General features: G+C 65.4%; 22 protein-coding genes and 1 tRNA gene. 16 read left to right on the forward strand and 7 right to left on the reverse strand.

All coding sequences use genetic code 11. The features are described 5' to 3' along the window. Position 1 precedes the first annotated feature (1 nt). The 8 genes from D1604_RS12810 (at position 2) to D1604_RS12840 (ending at position 8,225) form a co-directional block, all read left to right on the forward strand. Complete coding sequence (locus D1604_RS12810; protein WP_119413611.1) at positions 2–553, forward strand: hypothetical protein; 552 nt, start codon at positions 2–4, stop codon at positions 551–553. Continuing rightward, complete coding sequence (locus D1604_RS12815; protein ID WP_119413612.1) at positions 553–1,194, forward strand: hypothetical protein; 642 nt, start codon at positions 553–555, stop codon at positions 1,192–1,194. The genes D1604_RS12810 and D1604_RS12815 overlap by 1 nt, the downstream gene beginning before the upstream one ends. Next, positions 1,191–1,664 (forward strand): DUF6950 family protein, encoded by a 474-nt coding sequence (locus D1604_RS12820; protein ID WP_119413613.1) that lies wholly within the window; start codon positions 1,191–1,193, stop codon positions 1,662–1,664. Before D1604_RS12815 ends, D1604_RS12820 begins: the two co-directional genes overlap by 4 nt. Then, positions 1,657–6,633 (forward strand): coiled-coil domain-containing protein, encoded by a 4,977-nt coding sequence (locus D1604_RS12825; protein ID WP_119413614.1) that lies wholly within the window; start codon positions 1,657–1,659, stop codon positions 6,631–6,633. Before D1604_RS12820 ends, D1604_RS12825 begins: the two co-directional genes overlap by 8 nt. A 24-nt stretch (positions 6,634–6,657) precedes the next feature. Then, entirely contained in the window at positions 6,658–6,900 is a 243-nt protein-coding gene (locus D1604_RS12830) for a hypothetical protein (RefSeq protein ID WP_119413615.1), read from the forward strand. Between the two features lie 25 nt (positions 6,901–6,925). Beyond that, the gene (locus D1604_RS15675) at positions 6,926–7,300 is read left to right on the forward strand and encodes a hypothetical protein (protein ID WP_147399925.1); all 375 of its coding nucleotides are present in this window, start codon (positions 6,926–6,928) and stop codon (positions 7,298–7,300) included. A gap of 80 nt (positions 7,301–7,380) precedes the next feature. Beyond that, positions 7,381–7,716: a hypothetical protein gene (locus D1604_RS12835; protein ID WP_233552085.1), complete on the forward strand. Its 336-nt coding sequence runs from the start codon at positions 7,381–7,383 to the stop codon at positions 7,714–7,716. Beyond that, on the forward strand, positions 7,713–8,225 hold the full coding sequence (locus D1604_RS12840) for a hypothetical protein (protein ID WP_119413616.1): 513 nt from the start codon (positions 7,713–7,715) through the stop codon (positions 8,223–8,225). The genes D1604_RS12835 and D1604_RS12840 overlap by 4 nt, the downstream gene beginning before the upstream one ends. A 136-nt stretch (positions 8,226–8,361) precedes the next feature. On the opposite strand, the gene D1604_RS12845 is transcribed toward D1604_RS12840, so the two are convergent. Then, on the reverse strand, positions 8,362–8,550 hold the full coding sequence (locus tag D1604_RS12845; RefSeq protein ID WP_003164070.1) for a hypothetical protein: 189 nt from the start codon (positions 8,548–8,550) through the stop codon (positions 8,362–8,364). 514 nt (positions 8,551–9,064) lie between these two features. On the opposite strand from D1604_RS12845, the gene D1604_RS12850 reads away from it, so the two are divergent. After that, positions 9,065–9,502, forward strand: coding sequence for a M15 family metallopeptidase (locus D1604_RS12850; RefSeq protein ID WP_119413617.1), 438 nt, complete (start codon positions 9,065–9,067; stop codon positions 9,500–9,502). Positions 9,503–9,829: 327 nt separating this feature from the next. Beyond that, entirely contained in the window at positions 9,830–10,060 is a 231-nt protein-coding gene (locus D1604_RS12855) for a hypothetical protein (protein ID WP_147399927.1), read from the forward strand. Between the two features lie 159 nt (positions 10,061–10,219). On the opposite strand, the gene D1604_RS12860 is transcribed toward D1604_RS12855, so the two are convergent. Then, entirely contained in the window at positions 10,220–10,774 is a 555-nt protein-coding gene (locus tag D1604_RS12860) for a hypothetical protein (protein ID WP_119413619.1), read from the reverse strand. A 658-nt stretch (positions 10,775–11,432) separates the two neighbouring features. On the opposite strand from D1604_RS12860, the gene D1604_RS12865 reads away from it, so the two are divergent. Next, complete coding sequence (locus D1604_RS12865; RefSeq protein ID WP_119413620.1) at positions 11,433–11,930, forward strand: YciE/YciF ferroxidase family protein; 498 nt, start codon at positions 11,433–11,435, stop codon at positions 11,928–11,930. Between the two features lie 69 nt (positions 11,931–11,999). Here the strand turns inward: D1604_RS12865 and D1604_RS12870 are convergent, their stop codons facing one another. The 5 genes from D1604_RS12870 to D1604_RS15765 all read right to left on the reverse strand — a co-directional run bounded on the left by D1604_RS12870 (position 12,000) and on the right by D1604_RS15765 (position 13,595). Next, a complete protein-coding gene (locus D1604_RS12870) occupies positions 12,000–12,293 on the reverse strand; it encodes a hypothetical protein (RefSeq protein WP_119413621.1) in 294 nt (97 codons plus the stop codon). Between the two features lie 73 nt (positions 12,294–12,366). Next, positions 12,367–12,540, reverse strand: coding sequence for a hypothetical protein (locus D1604_RS15760; protein ID WP_155802421.1), 174 nt, complete (start codon positions 12,538–12,540; stop codon positions 12,367–12,369). 122 nt (positions 12,541–12,662) lie between these two features. Beyond that, positions 12,663–12,935, reverse strand: coding sequence for a hypothetical protein (locus D1604_RS12880; RefSeq protein WP_119413622.1), 273 nt, complete (start codon positions 12,933–12,935; stop codon positions 12,663–12,665). A gap of 322 nt (positions 12,936–13,257) precedes the next feature. Then, entirely contained in the window at positions 13,258–13,404 is a 147-nt protein-coding gene (locus tag D1604_RS12890) for a hypothetical protein (RefSeq protein WP_158584941.1), read from the reverse strand. A gap of 29 nt (positions 13,405–13,433) precedes the next feature. Next, the gene (locus tag D1604_RS15765) at positions 13,434–13,595 is read right to left on the reverse strand and encodes a hypothetical protein (RefSeq protein WP_158584942.1); all 162 of its coding nucleotides are present in this window, start codon (positions 13,593–13,595) and stop codon (positions 13,434–13,436) included. Between the two features lie 131 nt (positions 13,596–13,726). Between D1604_RS15765 and D1604_RS15770 the strand changes: the two genes are divergently transcribed. From D1604_RS15770 to pyk, 5 genes are all read left to right on the forward strand, one after another. Next, a tRNA-Leu gene (locus tag D1604_RS15770) sits at positions 13,727–13,841 on the forward strand. A 572-nt stretch (positions 13,842–14,413) separates the two neighbouring features. Then, the gene (locus tag D1604_RS12895; protein ID WP_119413625.1) at positions 14,414–16,114 is read left to right on the forward strand and encodes a sodium:solute symporter family protein; all 1,701 of its coding nucleotides are present in this window, start codon (positions 14,414–14,416) and stop codon (positions 16,112–16,114) included. Positions 16,115–16,126: 12 nt separating this feature from the next. Beyond that, positions 16,127–16,258 (forward strand): putative transporter small subunit, encoded by a 132-nt coding sequence (locus D1604_RS15955; protein WP_003169726.1) that lies wholly within the window; start codon positions 16,127–16,129, stop codon positions 16,256–16,258. Between the two features lie 71 nt (positions 16,259–16,329). After that, positions 16,330–18,063: an alkaline phosphatase family protein gene (locus D1604_RS12900; protein WP_306460738.1), complete on the forward strand. Its 1,734-nt coding sequence runs from the start codon at positions 16,330–16,332 to the stop codon at positions 18,061–18,063. A 138-nt stretch (positions 18,064–18,201) separates the two neighbouring features. Continuing rightward, on the forward strand, positions 18,202–19,668 hold the full coding sequence (pyk, locus tag D1604_RS12905) for a pyruvate kinase (protein ID WP_024354804.1): 1,467 nt from the start codon (positions 18,202–18,204) through the stop codon (positions 19,666–19,668). Position 19,669 lies beyond the last annotated feature (1 nt).

A 19,669-nucleotide genomic window follows, 5' to 3' on the forward strand; every position in this document is an offset into this window, starting at 1 on the left:
GATGACGCCTCGGCCCGTCTTTGCGCGCAATGAGACCCGGCCGGGCTACGGCGGGCCTGTCGGTCGGAACCTGCGCCCGGGCACGCGCTGGGCGTGGGATTTCGAGTACCCGCCCATGTCGTACGTCGACAGTCTGGCGTTCGACGATCTGCTGACCGAGGACGAGACCATCGTCGCGGACATTCTGCAGCCGGGCCTCGCCATCGGTGATCCCGGCTCGCCCTTGGTCAACGGCGCCATGCAGTCCGGCCGCACCCTGCACCTCAAGGGCGTGGCCCCAGGCTACGTCTTCCGCAAGGGCCAGTGGCTGTCGGTGATCAGCCAGGATCAGCGCTACGCCTACAAGTCGCGCGCCGCGGCGACAGCCGATGGGTCCGGCAATCTGGCCGTCCCGCTGCGCACGATGATCCGCTACCCCCTAGTCAACAACGCCGTGATCGAGATCGCCCAGCCCAAGGTGGAAGGGTGGGCCACCCTCGAACAGGACGCCCACGCGATCGACGCCGTGGACCGTCTGGTCCGCCTCCGCTTCACCATCGAGGAGCGTGAATAGTGGACCCTGCCGCCATCGCCGGGCGATCCGGTAAGGCCCGCTGGCTGGTGCAGATCCTGCGCCTGACCACGGCCGACTTCACCCTTCGGCTCACGACGGGCGGCTTCCTCGTCTGGAACGGCGAACTCTTCACCCAGCGCGACCGCACCTACGGTGTCATCAGCGACCTGCCGACCTTCGAGGACGGCGTCGACGGTCAGACCACGCGCGTGGACATCGGCTTCTATCCGGCCAGCTATGACGCTCTCGTCGCCATGGCGGACCGCAAGCATCAGGACGCCAAGGTCGAGATTTACGACTGCGCCCTCGACCCGGAAACGGGCCTGCTGTGGGGCGAACCCGACCTGCTGTTCCAGGGCGAGTACGACTTCGCCCGCTTCATCATCGGCGAGACCGAAGAACTGATCCTCGAATGCGGGACCGAAGAGGCCCGGCTGAACGAGCCGAACGAGGACCGGCGCCTCTCCCATCCCTTCCACCAATCCGTCTGGCCCGGCGAGCTTGGGCTCAGCCACGTCACCGGCCTCGGCCGCAAGGTCTACTGGCGGCAGAACGAGCCGCGCGGGTCGATCAGCGGCGGCGGGGGATACGGCGGCGGCGGGGGTGGCGGAAGCTCCAACATTGTGGCGAGCCAAGTATGAGCGACATCGACCACGCGCGCCGCGTGAAGAACCTGCAGCGTCGGATGAAGGCGGCACAGGCGACCCGCCGACGGTTCCAGGGCCTGCCCTACGAGCCGGGCAAACGCGACTGCCCGAGAATGGCACTGCATGTCCTGCATGGCCTCGGGATCAAGGTGCCGTTCGCCAAGGGCCTGAAGTGGCGAAACGAGGCCGAGGGCCTTCGCGCGCTCAAGGCGGTGGGTTTCGCCAACCTGACCGAAGCGATCGACAGCCTGGGCTTCCCCCGGATCGCTCCGGCTCGCGCTCTGGCGGGCGATCTGGTGGCGCTGGAGACCGACCACGACGTCGGCTGCATCTCCGTGGCGATGGGCAACAGCAACTACCTGGCCTTCACCGATCACAGCCCGAACGCCGAAGTCCTGACCGGGCCGACGGGCTTTGCGCGCGACGGCCTGGGCTACTGCGCATGGAGGACGCTCGATGGGTAAGGCCCTGCAGACGGCCGGCGCCATTATCGGCGGCGCAGTGCTGATGGCTACGGGCGTGGGCGCCCTGGCTGGCCTGCAGGTCACGGCGATGGGCATCGCCGGCATCGGCACCATGTCCGTGGCGAACCTGCAGCTGATGTCGGCTGGCCTAATGGCCGCCGGGTCGATGCTGGACAAGCCGAAGTCGACGGCCTCGGGCTCGCCCAGCGATTGGACGTCCAACCCTGATCAGGGCATCCCCTTCCTGTTCGGCCGCATGGGCGTGGCCGGGAAGATCGTCCACCGCGACGAGTACGGCCAGGACAACCGCCTGCAGGGTATCGTCTCCGTCTACTCCGGCGCGGGACCGGTGAAGTCTTTCCAGGGCTTTACGGCTGACGAACTGCCGGTGTCGTTCGTCTCCAACGGCGGCACCGCCATCGGGAAATACAGCCGCCAGATGTGGCGGTCTTGGCGGCTGGGCGAGCAGCCGGACACCGCCCCGAGCCTGCCGACCGGCCTCGACGGCGGCGCGGTCATGCCCATGTGGGGGGCAGCCTACAAGCTGTCGGGCAAGGCGTGCGACCTGCTGACGCTTCAGCAGGACTCCAAGTTCAGCGTCTACCCGTCCGGCGAGCCGAAGCCGATGCAGGTGCTCGAGGGCGTCTACGGCTACGACCCTCGCTACGATGACACCTATCCGGGTGGGGCTGGCCCCTGTCGCTACGGCGTGCGCTCCACCTATCGCTACATCGACAACGCCATCATCGCCGCCCTGAACTGGGCGCTGGGCATGGTCGAAAACGGCCAGGTCGTCGGCGGCATCGGCGCTTCGCTTCAGGGCGTGGACCTGCCGGCCTTCGTCGAGGCGGCCAACATCGCAGATGCGAACGCCTGGACTGTCGCGGCGTGGCCCGACACGTCCGAGGACGCCTCCGTCGTTCTGGATGAACTGCTGGAAGCCGGCGGGGCCAAGCGCTCGCGAGTGGCCGGCAAGATCAGCTGCGTCAGCCGTGGCGCCCCGCGCCCCTCCATCGTCACCATCACCCGTCGCGATACGGCCGGCGCCATCGAACTGGACACCGGGGCGAGCCGCTTCAACCGGCTGAACACGATCACGCCCGTGATCATGTCGGAGGCGCACAAGTGGAAACACGCGCCCATGGACCCGGTGTCGTTCGCGCCGCTGGTAACGGAAGACGGCGGCAAGCGCAGCGACCAGATCAAGTACCGCTTCGTCTCCAAGGTGAAGCAGGGCGCTGAGCTGGCGGCCTATGACATCCTCGACGCGCGCGAGCCCTTCTCGGGCACGATACCGCTGTTGCCGCACCTGCGCCGGCTGAAGCTGGGCGACTGCTTCGACATCGATGAGCCGGGCTTCATGCTCGACGGCGTGAAGATGCTGGTGCTTGGCCGGTCCTACGACGCGAGGGTGGGCGAGGTGCGCATCGCCTTCCGCTCTGAGACGGACAGCAAGCACCCGCTGGCGCTGGGCAAGACCACAACCATGCCGGAGTATCCCGGCCTGACGGTTCCTGACCCGACGGAAGTCACGGGTCCGCTGCCGGGCGACTGGACCATCGTGCCACGCCCGCCGGGCGAGAGCGGCGTGCAGGTTCCGATCATCGACATCGTCGGTGAGGTCAGCAACGGCACAGCTACTGCGGTCCACTTCGAGTGGTGGGTGGTCCCGGTCGGCGTTGACCCGAATACGCCGCCGCCCGTCGACGCCGCGTGGCAGTCAGCGGGCATCTGGCCACCGACCGTCACCTCGATCCCTGTGCAGGCCGATCCGGGCGCGATGATCTGGATCGCTGCCAGTTACCTGCGCGGGGAGAACTTCTCCGAGCGGCGCTTCTATGGCCCGATCACAGTGCCGGGGCTGGTGTCCGACGACACCACCCACCTGAATCGCGAGCCGGTTCAGGATGTGCTGGACAGGCTGACGAACACGGCTGAGCTGGCGGATCAGAACCGTCAGGCTGTGGAAGCCCTGGAAGAGGTCTACGGCGACACGGCCAGCGCGGCGACTTCGGCGGCGGCTGCGGCGGCGTCGGAAGCTGTGGCCACCCAGGCAAAGGCTGACGCGCTCATCGCTAAGGCAGGTGCGGAAAACTCGGCCAGCGCCGCGCAGACCGCGAAGACCGCAGCGGAAACCGCACGGGCGGGCGCGGAGACGGCCCAAACCTCAGCGGCCAACAGCGCGACGACGGCGACCGGAGCAGCATCGACCGCGACCACTCAGGCAGGGATCGCCGCCACGGCCAAGAATGACGCTCAGGCCGCGTCCAATGCCGCCGTGACGGCCAAGAACCAAGCTTCGGCTTCTGCTGATGCGGCCGGTGTGAGCGCGGCAGCGTCTCAGGCGTCGTCAGTCACGGCGACAGCGGCGCGCGATGGGGCAGTGGGCGCGGCTATCGCTGGGATTCCTAACGCCATCAGTGCAGACCTGTGGACCGATTTGGCATCGGCAGGAGAGCCGGCGTCTCGCCCCAGCCTGCCAGCAGGACGTGTAATCGGCGGGGCCTATGTCGCGCCTACGGGCTCCGCATCGTCAGCTGGACCCAAACAGCGGGTCAGGTGGGTCCACGGCAAGGTCATCGAAATCAGGCTTAGAGCCGCAGTCCCCGCCGGATCACTCGCCGCCAGCGTTCGCATCGGCGTGGCCCGGTTCGATGCGAGCAACGTCAACCTCAACAGCAACTCTTGGCTGGCCCTGACCCCAGTCGCGCCGGGCGCGAGCGCGGAGGTTAGCGCCCGTATCGCCTGCGGCGTCACGGTGGCGGGCGCCACAAGCATCAGCTCTGGCCCCGAGTGGTTGTCGCTGGGGTGCACCCCGAACCTGAATGCAGCGGGCACCTCAAATGAACCCGGCGCTCAAATGCGGATCACGGCTTTCTCAGTCCACGATATCACCGAGAGCGTCAACGCGGCTGGATCAGCCAGCGCCGCCGCTACATCAGCGTCGAGCGCGGCGGCCAGCGAGACGGCGGCGAGTCAGTCAGCCTCGGCGGCCACCACGGCCAAGAACCAAGCCGAGACGGCGCGCGGGCAGGCCCAGACAGCAGCGACGCAGGCCGCCAGCAGCCGCGACGACGCGGCGGGATCGGCGGCGAACGCCAGCAGCAGCGCCACAAACGCAGCGAACAGCCGGGACGCTGCTGCTGGGTCTGCGTCGGCGGCTGCGGGGTCTGCATCCACTGCCAACACCAAGGCGACGGAAGCGGACAACTCGGCTTCGGCAGCGCAGGCGTCGCAGGTCGCGGCGAACGCGGCCAAGGATGCGGCGCAATCGTCTGCTTCATCGGCCTCAACCTCGGCCAGCAATGCCGCCGCCTCCGCCACAACGGCGGGCGAGAAGGCGACGGCGGCTGAGGGGGCAGCAACAACCGCCGCAACCAGAGCTGGCGAGGCGCTGGCCTACCGCAATCAGGCAGCGTCGTCGGCTTCGGATGCGTCTGGTTCTGCCGCCACGGCCTCGACTGCCTCCGGCACTGCCGTAGCTGCCCGCAACGACGCCCAGGCCGCCGCCGCCACGGCAGTGGCTCAGTCGTCCAGCGCCAGCGCTTCCGCTGCCTCGGCGCAACTGGCCGCCAACCTGGCCGCGCAGGTCGGTCAGGGCGTCGGCTACCACAAAAACCCCACTTGGCTGGACTGGGCGACCGGGTCTCTTCCTCCCGGAGCCTCAATCTTTACTGGCGGCACCACGGCGAGAAATACCGCGTCGGCGCGTTACGGCGTCTGCCTAGAGGTGAACTCTTCCGATGGCGGAGATAGCGGCGTCCTGTTGGGGTCGTCGCGCTTCGTCGCGCCAGGGCCGATCACCCACGTCGTGGTCGAATATGAGGTGCTGCTGCATAGCGGATCGTTCAGGACCGCAGGGCTTCAGGCCACGGTGCTACAGGGTGGTGGCGATAAGATTGCCCGCGTCCACCTGTTTGATGAACACGGTGTCGGGGTCGTGGGGCAGACCTATACGGGCGCGAAGCTGGTCGCTCTGCCCACGGCAGCCGACAACCCCAGCGGGGTGCGCCTCCACCTGTTCAACAACTTCTCGAGCCTGAGCGGAGGGCCTGGGGGCGCGAAAAACCTCCGGTGGCAACGCGTCAATGTGCGCGCGCCGACGTCGGCCGAGATTGAGGCTGGGCGGGTACAGCAGGTTGAAGCGCAGGCGTCCTTGGCTCTTTCGGCCTCGGTGGATGCGCTCACCCGGTTGGGACAGGCCGCCTTTGAGCTGATCCTCGCCTTTGACGGCAACCCGGCCTACATCAAGGCGCTGGCTGAGCCTGGCGGAACCGAGATTGCGTTCGCCGCGACCAAGCTGTTCCTGCGCAACGTAGTGGGCGACCAGATCGTCACTGCCCTGGAACTGATCAACGGCGAGGCCTATTTCGGCGCGCCGGTCAGCGTTGATATCGCCGGACGTCGGCTGACCATCGGCCCCGGCTTCGGGATATCTGGTTCTCAGGTCATCCTCTGGTTTGGCCCCAACACCGTCGCCCTGGCGAGCATGAGCCGCACCAACGGTTACTTCTCCTTTGGGACGGACGGCGAAGTCTATCGCGGGACTGCCGTGCTTGGCGGCGATTCGTCTGGGCGCAAGATCATCAACTTCTCGGGGCGATCCACGTCGGGCGCGTCCTACGCGCTGCTCGCATCAGGATCGGTTTCCAACGCGGCGGCCGGGAACATTATTCAGGCCAACGTCACGCCGTCGCTGTTCATGATCTCCCCAGGGGGCGCTACCACGGTCGGCGGGTTCCTTCAGCTTTGGGAACAGAATGCTGCCGGAAAGGCGAACATAGGCGCGGCCGTGCCCTTCCTCGCCAACTCGGAGACCGGCACGTTCGACGCAAAGCCCATGCTGGGCTCGGCCACAAAGAGCGGCGCCGTAACCTACGGGGTCGACTGGCGCGCGGACGCGCCCGGAACCGTCAATGTGAGCAACGCTGCTGGGCAGGTCGATGTCACTGCCCTTCGTTCACTGTAATCGCTCAATAACGGAGACTGAAGGATGACCACCACCCTAGAAGACCACCTCGCCGCGCGCCGCGTCCACCAGGACGCCGTGGGCCAGAAGCTCTGTGAAATCCTCGACCTGATCGAGCAGGGGCAGGCGGACGGCCTCTATCCCGATGGCCTGACCGCCGAACTGGCTCAGGTGCGCCTGCTCGCCATGGTCAACGCCAAGGTGCTGTGCGCGCCTGAGCCCGAGACGGAAGAAGAGCCCGAGGCCCCGGCAGAGCCGGAAGCCTGACGAACCACCACAAAGGAGAACAGCAATGAACATCACTTCGCTTGCGATATTCGTGTCGAGCTTATCCCTGCTCGCAATCTCACTAAACACCGCCATGATCTGGCGTCGTATTCGCCGCCTCGAAGGTGAAATCGCCGGTGTCCGCGCACATGCCGCCTACGCACGTTCAGAGGCCGCAATCGCCAGCGCCAGGGCGGCGAGCACCTCTGCTGCCCGGGCCTCTGGCTGTCCCGACCGAGCTGTTACGCGCCCAGAGGATGCGATAGCCAACGCGCGCGTCGCTACGGCTTCGGAGTTTTCGTCGGTGTCGGCGGCGACCTATGGCGATACGTGCCAGACACCCACCAGCATCTGCATCACCGACGCCGGGTGGGCCGAAAGCCCGCGCGCCAAAGCCTGACGAACCCGGTTCGTCCCCTCAAGCCCGCGCTCTAGGCGTCGGCTGCCTCTCACCTATGGCCGACATTCTTGGAGGGGCGGATGCTCGACCCGAGGGATTTCCCCGCGTTCTGGGGCCTGTGCGGCGGCGTGCTTTTCGGCGCCGTCGGTCTGGTCACCGCCTATTCCGCCAAGGCCGGCAATCCGCTGGCCCAGCGCAAGGCGTGGCTGCATCTGGGGCTCGGCGTCGTGGCCGGTCCCATTCTGGCCGAAGCGTTCACGCCCAGCCTGATCGCCGTCGTTCCCGCGCTCGACATGCGCGGGGTGGCGATGACCTTGGGCTGGATCGCGGCGAACGACCCTCGCGGCTTCTTCGGCTTCACCAAGCGCCTGACCTATGCGGCGCTTCACGCGGTTCTGAAGGAGACACAGCGATGACCGCTCACGACTGGATGGTTCTGGCGACGGGGCTTGTTTTCCTGTCGGCCGGGGCGGTGCTGAGCCAGGTGTTCCGCCTGCTCGGGCCCACCTATCACACCAAGATCACGGCCCATTGGGCAGTTCGGGGCTTCTTCTTCGCCTCGACGCTCATTCTGGTGGCGCGGGGCCTGTCGTTCGTCTTCCCCGGCCGGGCCTTTGCGGTTCAGCACATGAGCGCCCTTGTCCCGGCATCCGCCTTCGTCGTGCTTGGCCTCTCGCTCGTCCTGCTGGAATGGGTGATGCGGGATCGGGCGCCGCCGCCGTGGACGGAGCGGCTGCTGGGCTTCGCTGTCCGCCGGGGCGTGTCTGATCAGGTCGTGGCGGAGATGGCCTTCGCCCTGCCGCCTGAACCCCACGGACGACCCGCCAGCGAGCGGGAGCCGTGCCGCTGCGTGCGCCTGTGCATGATGGCCGGGGCTGGTCTCGTAATCCTGATCATCGTGGCCGTGCTGCTTACGGCGGCGTAACGGTCCCGGTCGCTAGAGCAGGCGCTCGTTCCCGGTCAGTCGTTTGAAGAGGCTGTCGAGCGCCGCAAGCAGGTATCCACCAAGTCCAGTCATATCAGGTCAACAGGCTGTGCAGGATTTGGTTGCTAATCGGCCATCAGCTGTGATTGTCGGCCTTCTGCTTGGCGGCGCTCCCGCACCGTTCCCGAAGCTGTTGCCACGTGGCCTTGCCTTCCAGCCCGAACAAATCTGACTGCGTGTAGCCTTCCCGCAAAAGAGCCCTGCGCACTTCGCTGGGAATGCGGAAGTTGCCGCTGTCGGCCAACTCCAAGGCGCGCTCGATCACTGACGTTTGCCTCATTCCAGACCTCCCCTGTCAGGCGAGTCTGAACGCAGCGCTCTCGGTTATAGTTGCTTGTGGCTTGCCAGGATTCAGCCCACAGCCATCCACAAGAGCACACCGAATATCGCCGCGCATAGTGCGATCAAAACCACCTCTGTGATCCGTCCGGTTCTTCTGTGGCGCCGCCTCGGCATGTTTCGCCTCCAAAGCAGAGCCAAATCATTTGGTGATGATGCGGCCCTGCTCGACGTCATAATCGAGGACGTCATCGGTAGGCTCAAATCCATACTTTCGAGCGCGGAGGGCGGCTGTTTCGGGCGACGCCATCATGTGATCGGCTCTCCGTCTGGGTCTGCCATGGACGATAGGCGCGTACTCATACCAGACGCGGGGCTCGGGCCCTCCGGCGCGCCGTACTCGCAGGATCACAGCCTTTTCCACCTACCCGTCCCAAGAGACCCGCGTTCGTTGACATAGAGGGAACGGGGAGTTTTTACAATCTGAACTGGAGACCATCATGGCCTTTCGCCTTGGTGCGCAGTCGCGCGCCCGGCTCACTGGCGTTCACCCGGATCTCATCCGAGTAGTCGAGCGCGCCATCGAGCTATCGTCCGTCGACTTCTCCGTGCTGGAGGGCGTTCGGACGCCCCAGCGCCAGCGCGAGCTTTATGCGCAGGGGCGCACAAAGCCTGGCCAGGTCGTAACGTGGACGCTGACCAGCGACCACTTCGTCAATGCCAAGACCAGCTATGGCCACGCCGTCGATCTGATCCCGTTTCCGGTGGACTGGGAAGGGCCCGTGCGGTTCCCGAAGTTCGACGCCATCGCCAAGGCCATGTTCGCGGCGTCGGCCGAGCTGGGCGTTCCGATCCGCTGGGGCGCAGACTGGAACCGCAACGGCAAGCCGCGTGAGCGGGGCGAGACCGACAGCCCTCATTTCGAGCTGGTGCTATGAGGGAAGCATTCCGCACCCTGACCGCCGCCGGTTGGGCGGCCGCGGCGACCTGTCTGCTGCTTATGATCGTGCTCATCTGGTGGTCCGCTACGGCGGGCGGGCGTGAGCGCGCCAGACAAGACCGCGCCGTCCAGGCCGCCAACGCCCAGGCGCGCGCGACGGACGCGGCGGCCAGCGATCGGGCGGCCGATCAGCGGCTGACCGATCTCAAGATCAACAATCGACTGGAAAAGGAACGAACCGATGCTGTCTCTGCGATCCCTGATGCCCGCCCCACTGCTGGCCGCGTCGCTCTTGCTTGCCACCGGCTGCGCGAGCAGGGAACGCGTGACGCTGATCTACCCGCCGAGTGCCGATCTGGCCGTTGAGGCCAAGCCGATCATGCCGCCTGAAGCGGTGCGCAGCGATGCGGCGGGCATAGCCCATGACATCGCCATTGAGGGTTGGGGCGAGCGCGGCTGGGATGCGGTCGGGCGGCTATGCCGATGGGCGGCCGACAACGGCATGAAGGGGCTGAGTTGTCCGCCGCCGCCTGAACTGTCGCCCAGGCCTGGCTGACGGGCATAAGAAAACCCGTCTGCCACATTGGGACTCAGACGGGCCTAATGAGCCTAGGCTCGCAACCTAAATGGGGATGCGATCCCTGATTGCAAGGCGTCGAGACCAGCAGCCGAGCCGCCCGTTACCAAGGCGACTGGCTCGGCTGTGTCGTTCAACTCACTTCGCGAGCTTGGGCAAGTGCGACCAAAACTCATCTATCGTCACAGTCGCGCCGTCGCGATCAAGCGACGCCTCGGATGCCTTGTGGGACAGCAGAAGAAAAGGTGTCGCTACAACGAGCGAGAGCGTTACGACCAAGTCACTCAAGGGTGTCATGATCGGATGGTTCGCGAGTTGAAGCTTTCGCATAATGCTCCTCAACTCGAGATAAGATGCCCTCGCCTCGTGCGAAGCGCCCATTGCAGCGAAGTAGCGGCGATTATTCTTTCCGTTTGCTAGGCTGATCCAAATAGCTATCGGGAGCACCGGGAGCAACAAGAAGCCCAAGAAGCAATTACACGGGAAAGGGTCCTCGAGCCAGCGTTCAACATCTTGCCGAAGTTCGGACGGCACGTCTGTCCTGGCTAAAAAGGCCTCGCCTTTCCGCGCAAGGACGAGCCGAGTTTTCTGAGCCGTACGGGACACCTGCCGTTGTAAGACGGCCATTCCCATCAAAGTGGCAAGTACGGCCACGGGGATGAAATCAAACAGCGTCATGTTTCCGACAATCATCTACGACCCCGCCCTTTTTGAGGCGAGGCCTTCGCTGCCGCGCGAGCCTTTTGATACTCTGTCTTTTGCGCGGCAAGCGCAACCTTGGTTTGCGAAGCCTGCCATCGCCAGAACAGGAGCGCAGCCAGTGTGATGACCGCTAAGACAGGGTGTGCACCAAGCCATTCCAGGGTAAACCGATAGCACCGTTCCCAAAAACCGAGAAAGCGATCCCATCCGCTGTCGGTCCCCGAAATCGTGACCTGAGCAGATTTGTTCTTCGCCTCGAGCGTCAAGGCTGGCGCATGTGTCGGCGCGGTCGTCAAATTCGCCCCCCCGGCGACCTATACAAGCCTCGTCATATAACAACGACTTTCCTCCTGGCCAGAGGAATTCTCCATCACCCCATTTGTTCCAGTTTAGACCGCTCTACGAGCGGGGCACGTCGTCCGGCAACGCGTCACGGCCGCTCTCTTCGGAGGGCGGGCTTTTTTGCTGATTGATGCTGCCTCAGGCTGGCTTAATCAGCCCCGCAACTGCAATGATTAGCAGCCCCTCCAGCATCGATCGCTCTGGTATATCGCGGCTTAACAGGCGTGGGTTTTAGGTCCCGTCAGCGTGAGCATATGGAACAAGGTTCGAGAGAGGCCCTTTTCCTCCCGCCAACCAGGAGGACCAAATGGCTGACAAGACCCTCGACAACCTCTTTCACGACACCCTCAGGGACATCTATTACGCCGAGCGTAAAATCCTGAAGTCGTTGCCGAAGATGGCTCGTGCCGCGCAGTCGCCGGAGTTGAAAGCCGCCTTCGAGAAACACAAAGATCAGACTGAAGGCCAGATCGAGCGCCTGCAGCAGGTGTTCGAGATCATCGGCAAGGCCGCACGCGGAAAGACGTGCGACGCCATCGAGGGCATCCTCGCTGAGGGGGATGAGATCATGGAGGAATATAAGGACACGCCCGCCCTTGATGCCGGCCTTCTAGCTGCGGCCCAGGCGGTAGAGCATTACGAAATCACCCGTTACGGCACGCTGAAACGATGGGCGCTTGTACTGGACCTCAAGGACGCCGCCGCTCTTCTGGATGAGACGCTGCAGGAAGAGTCGCAGACGGACGAAGATTTGACGAGCATCGCCGATGCCGCCGTCAACGCCGAGGCGCTCTCTGCAGCATAAGGGCGACAATGCCCCTCAGGCTCCGCTGTACGCCCCGTCGCCCTCACCGGGTGGCGGGGCGTTATTCGTTTATGCGGGAACGTCGGCGCCGCGTTTCTGAGCCGGTCGCGCGAGCAAGCTGCCGCCCACCAATAGGGGGCCATCCTCCTCGGAAATCGGCGGAAGGCACACGAAGCGCGCGGCGAGCTGGCCGTCGCGCAAATACAAATGAAGCTCGACGTGATCCCCCGCTGCGGCCAGCGTCTCCGCGATCTTTTTGGCGGCGCTCTCAGCCTCCCGCCCGCGCGTGAATAGTTGTGGCTCGGTGTCGTTCACGCGGACGGACCAGACGTCTCCAAAGGGTTCCACTACGACAGTTTGCATCGAAGCATCTCCAGTGAAGGTTGAAGCGAGCGCTATTTGGTCGGCGCTGGCAGAGCTTCAAGGGGCGGCGCGTTTAGTTCTGGAGGACCCCGCGCTCGATTAGGCCAAGGACGACCGGGTCCTGAAGAGACGCGGCGACTTCGCGCGCGAAAGCACGATGCGCCTCGGCCTCATCCATGATCAGGCGCTTACTGCCGTCTCGATGCGACGACAGCCGAAAGGAAATCTCGCGCTGCTGCTTGGCCAAGCGCTCTATCCGAACGAGTTTCACCCCGGCCTGATCGCGCAGGGTGGCGCGTGAACTGACGACCATAACGACCTCCTGAGCAGGTCGCTTAAAGGTCGTGAAGCGGTGCTGGGTTCCCTGCGTCAGCTACGAGGCGCCAGATCGCGATAGGGCGCGCCGCGTTCTCCTGCCTCCACCCGCGTGAGCAGCTTCGTTTCCTGTTGGGATCCGACGTGGATCATGATGTCCCGATGGCGCAGGCCGTCGTGAAGGGCTGTGCAGGTTGCTCGAACGGCTGACAGCACATTCACCCAGTGACCGCTCTCGACCGTGATCAGGCCGGGCAAGAGGTTGGGATCATCGCCAGCGGCTGCGGCCATGGCGTCGAGGGCGTCGTTCAGTTGGTCTGGCGTCATGGCGAGGCGGTGTAGCTGAGTCGCGTCGAGTTGTTGGAGCCGGGGTTCATACCCATGGTCAGTCACGCGGCCAGCGCCAGATAACACGCATCCCGGCGCCGCCGCCGGCGTAGCTGCTGATCTTCACGCCTGGGCCTCGCAGGCCGCAGGATCGGCACCTGAGCGACGGCCGCAGGTCCTTAATCGGCGTGCGCCTGGCCTGCTTCGACCACAGAGCCCACGCCGGGCCCACCTTGTGCCCGCAGGCGCATACCAGTTCCATCTGGTCGCAAGGCGCGATGTCATCCACCGCGACCGTGTCATCGTACTCGCGAGGCATGTCTTAGTGCGCCGTCGCGCCCCTTGCAGCGCACGCCGTGCGCAGACGCGCCAATGTCCCCGGCGCCTTCGTCTCGATCTCGCGAAGGAGAGCGCCCACCCCGGCCCGGCCGTCTGCGCTGTGAAGGTCCAGGCCGGTCAGTTGCAGCATCAGCGCGGCTAGCTCTTTGTCCCGATCACTCATTGCGGCCGCCCCACAAGCCGCATCCCCGCGACCAAACCGGCAACCAGATCGACGGTCGGCTGGGGGATATCCGATCGCTCGCGCTGTTCGAGATCGCGATCCAGCTTTTCCAAATCGCGCGCAAAGGCCTCATCGGGGCCAAGGGTTTTCGTATCCATCATCATCCTCAAGCACCGACCCGAGGCGGACTCCTATGCATGAAGTTGGGGGATGGCGAGTCAATTGTTCCGCCTTTGTTCTCATCAGGGGAGGTCAACCGATCCGGCTCTTCGAGAGAGCTAAAATTCGTGCGAGCGCCGGGAGAGCGCCGCGTTCCTGATATGCGATTGAAATCCCTAAAGGCCTTGGCGACTTAAAATCGCTCGACCTCGGTCGTGCGGGTTCGATTCCCGCCGCTCGCACCATGAATGGCCGGTCCTGATCCGGCGACCCCGGGATTGGGGTCTCTGGACGGCTGCAGCGCCTGCGTTTCCAAACGCAGGCGTTTTTGTTTGGGCAGCCGCTTCCTCACGTTCCGTTCGAGAACGAAAGATTTCGATTGCAATGAATACATGAATGTTGATGCATCAGTTCAGGCAAACTTAAAGCTAATGACGTCTTTTTCTTTATAAGTTTCATACTAGTAAGTCTTGTAAATCCGGTTCTAATTCGCAAATCGACTTGCTCATTCGTGATTCAAAGAATCCTTGCGGCGGGTTTCATTTCGACCAAAATTCTGTCAAGTCTACCGCATTGCACAAAAACTTTATCTCGGCTTAGCTGTTAATGTACTATGGTCGTTTGATCGTGGTTCGGAGCATCGAGCCGCGCTAGCGCGTTGGACGCGCTGAACATTGCGCCTGGCGTTCCGTCGGGCGCGAACGCAACCGTGACATCCCGTCTGCCTGCGCCTGGAGCGCGGCGGCGTCTTTGCGGCTGCGCGTAAGGCGGGCCGGGGGCTCGCCGGAAGCGAAAAGAGACAGGAGCGCTGGCGCGCGTGGACGACTTACAACTTCAACAATTGGGCGGGCCGCTGACGATCGGCCTGCTGGTGCTGTTCTTCGGCCTGACCATGCTGATCTCCTTGCGGATCAGCCGACGCAAGGAAAACGCCGACGCCTATATGACGGCCGGGAACGGCATCGGTCTGGGCGTCTCGGCGGCCTCGATGACGGCGACATGGATCTGGGCTGCGTCGATGTACGCCTCGGCCACCTCGGGTTACGTCTACGGCATATCGGGGCCGATCCATTATGGGCTGTGGGGGGCGCTGATGATCCTGTTCATCTACCCCTACGGCCGCCGCATCCGCGCTGTGGCGCCGCGCGCCCATACGCTGGCTGAGGTCATGTACGCCCGGCACGGCCGCTCCAGCCAGCTGATGCTGGCGGGGTCCAACGTCCTGGGCAGCGTCATCAGTCTGACCTCCAACTTCATCGCCGGCGGCGCCCTGATCTCCATGCTGTCGCCCTTCAGCTTCAGCCAGGGCATCGTCGTCATCGCCGGCGGGGTGCTGCTTTACACGCTGTGGTCAGGGTTCCGCGCTTCGGTGCTGACCGACTTCATTCAGGTCTGCGCCATGCTCGGCGCCGTGGTTGTGGTCATTCCGGCCATCTTCTTCGCCATGGGCGGGCCGAGCGTCTTCATCGAAGGCGCGTCCAACCTGACGCCGCAGCAGACCAGCTTCTTCTCGTCCGACGCCTTCCTGAACCAGGGCGCGCCCTATATCGCCGCCGTTCTGGCCTACGCCATCGGCAACCAGACCATCGCCCAGCGCCTGTTCGCCGTGCGCGAGGACCTGATCAAGCCGACCTTCATCACCGCCACGGTCGGTTACGGCGCCACCATCATCGGTATCGGCATGCTGGGCGTCGTGGCCCTCTACGCCGGGATCAACCCCATGGAGGGGGACCTCAACAACCTGATCCCGCAACTGGCCGGGACCTATTTCGGGCCGGTGCTGCTCAGCGTCTTCTTCATCATGATCATCGGCTCGCTGGCCTCGACGGCGGATTCCGATCTGTCGGCCCTGTCGTCGATCATGATGGCCGACATTTACGGCCGTGCGGGCAAGCGCAAGGCGGATCCGCGCCTGATGCTGACCATCGGCCGCGCGACGATGGTCATCGCCACCGGCGCGGCCCTGTATTTCGCCGGAGCGCGGATGAACATCCTGGACCTGCTGGTCCTGGTCGGCGCCATCTGGGGCGCGCTGGTCTTCCCCGTCATCGCCAGCTTCTATTGGGAAAAGGTGACCAACAAGGCCTTCACCGTCTCGGTGCTGGCGGCGCTGGCGATCTTCTTCCCGGTGCGGTTCGGCTGGATCCCGATGGACGGCGCCGTCGGCTATGTCTTCGACGTCATCGCCGTGGTCGGGGTCGGCGTGGTCGCGGGTCTGATGACCTTCGGCTTCTTCGGCGCGCGCGCGGCGCGGATCGTGGGCTTCATCGCCGCCGTGGCCGTGGCGCCCTTCGCCATCGGCTTCCTGCATGACTACGCCGTGCTGAGCGGCTCGCTGATCGCCTATGCCGTCAGCACCGTGGTCTGCACCGCCATGTCGCTGTCCAATCAGGACGGCTTCGACTTCTCGCGCATCGCCCGAATGACCGGCGACTTCGATGTGGAGGAAGCCGAACCCGCCGCCGCCTCTGCCGCCGTCCCCGCCCGCTCGGGCTCGCAAATCCCTCAAACCCGCTAACAGGAGATCGCAATGACCCCTTTCTGGCTGACGGCCTATGTCCTGATGTGGCCCGTCATCGTCGCGGGCGTGCTGGCCTTCATCGCCCGCGCCTTCTTCAAGGAATGGTTGGACGCGCACCGGCGCGGCGAGCCGATGATCTGATGTCGAAGGGGGCTGCGGCCCCCTTTTTCATGCCCTGGCTGTCTTGGACCCGTCATTGCAGACGGCTAGGGGTGGAAGACATTCTGCTTCGCCTGGAGTTCCTGATGATCCGCAGCCGCCTTCTCGCCTCCGCCCTTGGCCTGACTCTCGGGCTTGTCGCCATGAGCGGAACTGCACAGGCGGCGGAGGCGCCCCGACCGACGCCAGCCCAGGCGGCGGCCTCCGCTGGGGAGCGGGCCTCGCCCTCGTTGATCGTCACCATCGTCGTGGACCAGCTCAGCGCCAATCTGTTCAACCAGTATCGCAGCCAGTTCACCGGCGGGCTCAAGACCCTGGCCGATCAGGGCATGGTCTCGATCAACGGCTATCAGACCCACGGCGTGACGGTGACCTGCGCCGGTCACTCGACCGTCCTGACCGGGATGCATCCGACCCACAGCGGCATTCCGGCCAACGACTGGATCGACACCACCACGGGGCAGGAGACCTACTGCCTCGCCGCGCCGCAGAATGCCCTGGCTCACGGCAAGAACACCGACAACGGCCCGGTCGGCCCGGCGCAGTTGAGCGCCTCGACCCTGGGCGACTGGCTCAAGGCCGTCAGCCCGGAAAGCCGCGTCTATGGCGTGTCGGGCAAGGATCGCGGGGCCATCAACCTGGCCGGGCACAGGGCGGACGGCGCCTTCTGGCTGACCGACGGCTTCGGCTTCACCACCTATGTCGAGCCGGGCCAGTCCGCGCAGGCGCGGCTGGCCCCGGTGGCGGCGATCAACGCCCGCATGGTCGAGCGTTTCAGCCGCGCCACGCCCAGCTGGACCTATACCAACGAGGCCTGCCGCCGTCTGGAAGGACAATGGACCATCGCGGGCCAGACCTTCGACTCCAAACTGCCGCCGGTGAACGACCGCTTCGACAACTCGCCGGTGCTGGACGAGCTGACTCTGGAAGGCGCGATCGAACTGCTGGAGACGCAGCAACTGGGCCGTCGCGGCGTCACCGACATGCTGGGCGTCAGCCTGTCGGCCACCGACCGGATCGGCCACGGCTTCGGCACGCAGGGCCCTGAAATGTGCGAGCAGATGCTGCGTCTGGATGCCGCGCTGGGCGCCTTCCTCGACCGGCTGTCGACCATCCCCGGCGGGGTGATCGTGGCGCTGACGGCTGACCACGGCGGTTCGGACTTCCCCGAACGGTCGGCGGTCGAGGGCTATCCCAATGCGGGCCGGGTCGACCGCGCCCTGCAACCGCGCGTCAATGCGGCGCTGAAGGCCCGTTTCGGTCTGGACGCGGACCCGGTCGTGTCCTCGGCGGGCGGCTTCGTCATCGTCGACAAGGATCGCAGGTCGCTGGCCGAGCCGCTGCGTTCGCAGGTGCTGGCCGCCGCGATCGAACTCCTGAACACCGAGCCGCAGGTGGCGATGGCGGTCTCGCGCGACGAACTTCTGGCCGAGCCGATCCCCGCCTCCGACAACCCCGAAGAGCTGACGGTGCGCGAGCGCCTGCGCCTGTCGGCCGTAGCGGGCCGTTCGCCCGACATCCTGCGCGCCTGGCAGCCGGGCCTGACCGGCCAAGGCCGCGTCGGCGGGGCCATCTCCAGCCACGGTTCGCCCTGGGACTACGACCGCCGCGTGCCGATCGTCTTCTGGTGGCCGGGCGCGGAAGGACAGGAGCGTTTCCTGCCCATGCGCACCATCGACATCGCCCCGACCCTGGCCAATCTGATCGGCGTCCAGCCCGACGCCCCGATCGACGGCCGCTGCATGGACCTGCCTCAGTTCGCCAAGGGCCGCTGCGAGACGAAATAGACCGCGCGGGTCGACATAAACTCGTGTTTCCACGGCGGGAGGCGCTCTTACGCCTCTCGCGTTTCATTGGCACAAGGGCTTGAGAAGCGCTTCTGAGGGGAGGCGTCGGCCGTCAGAGCCATACGAGGAAACCCGTTCATGCAAAGAGCCCGCCGCGCGCGCATCGTCGCGACACTCGGACCCGCCAGCCGCGCGCCGGGAACCGTCAAGGCGCTGGCCCAGGCGGGGGTTGACGTCTTTCGCCTGAACTTCAGCCACGGCTCGCACGACGATCACGCCGCCGCCCTGAAAGCCGTGCGCGGGGCCGAAATGGCGCTGAAGCGGCCGCTGGGCGTGCTGGCCGACCTGCAGGGTCCCAAGCTGCGGCTGGGCCGTTTCGCCGACGTCGAGATCGAGGTGAGGCCGGGGCACAGGATGCGTTTCGACCTGAACCCGGCGTTGGGCGACGAGACGCGGGTGCAGATGCCGCACCCCGAAATCTTCCGCGCCCTGCGACCCGGCATGCTGTTGCTGATCGACGACGGCCGGGTGCGCCTGCGCGTGGGCGAGCGCACCGACGAATGGTGCGACGTCACGGTCGAGAGCGGATCCAAACTGTCGGACCGCAAGGGGGTGGCCGTGCCCGAGGCGGTGGTGCCGGTCTCGGCCCTGACGCCCAAGGACCGCGAAGACCTGGCCTTTGCGCTACGTCTCGGCGTCGACTGGGTGGCCCTCAGCTTCGTGCAGAAGGCCGAGGACATGGCCGAACTGAAGAGCATCGTGAACGGTCAGGCCGCCTGTCTGGCCAAGATCGAGAAGCCTCAGGCTCTGAACGATCTGGAGAGCATCCTCGACTATTGCGACGGCGTCATGGTGGCGCGCGGCGATCTGGGCGTCGAGATGGAGCCGGAAGAGGTGCCGGTCGCCCAGAAGAAGATCCTGCGCGCCGCCCGTCAGCGCGGCGTGCCCGCCATCGTCGCCACCCAGATGCTGGAATCCATGACCAGTTCGCCCGCCCCGACGCGGGCCGAGGCGTCGGACGTCGCCAACGCCGTCTATGAGGGCGCCGACGCCTTGATGCTGTCGGCCGAAACGGCGGCGGGCGACTATCCGCTGGAAGCGGTGACCATCATGAACCGCATCATGGAGCGGGTGGAGCGCGACCCCCTGTGGCCGGGACTGATGGACGCCGATCACGCGGGCATGGACATTGACGATGTCGACGCCCTGGTCGCGGCGGCGAGGAAGGCGGCCGAGGCGTCCTCGACCGCCTGTATGGTGGTGTTCACGACGCTGGGCGGCACGGCGCGGCGCATGTCGCGCGAACGCCCGCTGCAACCGGTGCTGGCCCTGACGCCCAAGCCCGAGACCGCGCGCAGGCTGGCCCTGGTCTGGGGGCTGGAGCCGCGGCTGGGCGATCAGCCGATTTCTCTGGAAGGCCTGACAGATGACGCGGTCGAAGCCGCCATGCTCTACGGCCTGGCCGAGCCGGGTCAGCGCATCCTGATCCTGGCGGGAACCCCCTTTGGCGCGCCGGGCGCGGCGAATCTGTTGCGTCTGGCCCATGCTCCGGCCCATTCTGCCCCTCGCGGCGTAAAAGGGGCGAGGCGCGCCCGCGGAACCTGAC

The organism is Brevundimonas sp. LPMIX5 (assembly GCF_003576505.1).
Classification (GTDB): Bacteria; Pseudomonadota; Alphaproteobacteria; order Caulobacterales; family Caulobacteraceae; genus Brevundimonas; species Brevundimonas naejangsanensis.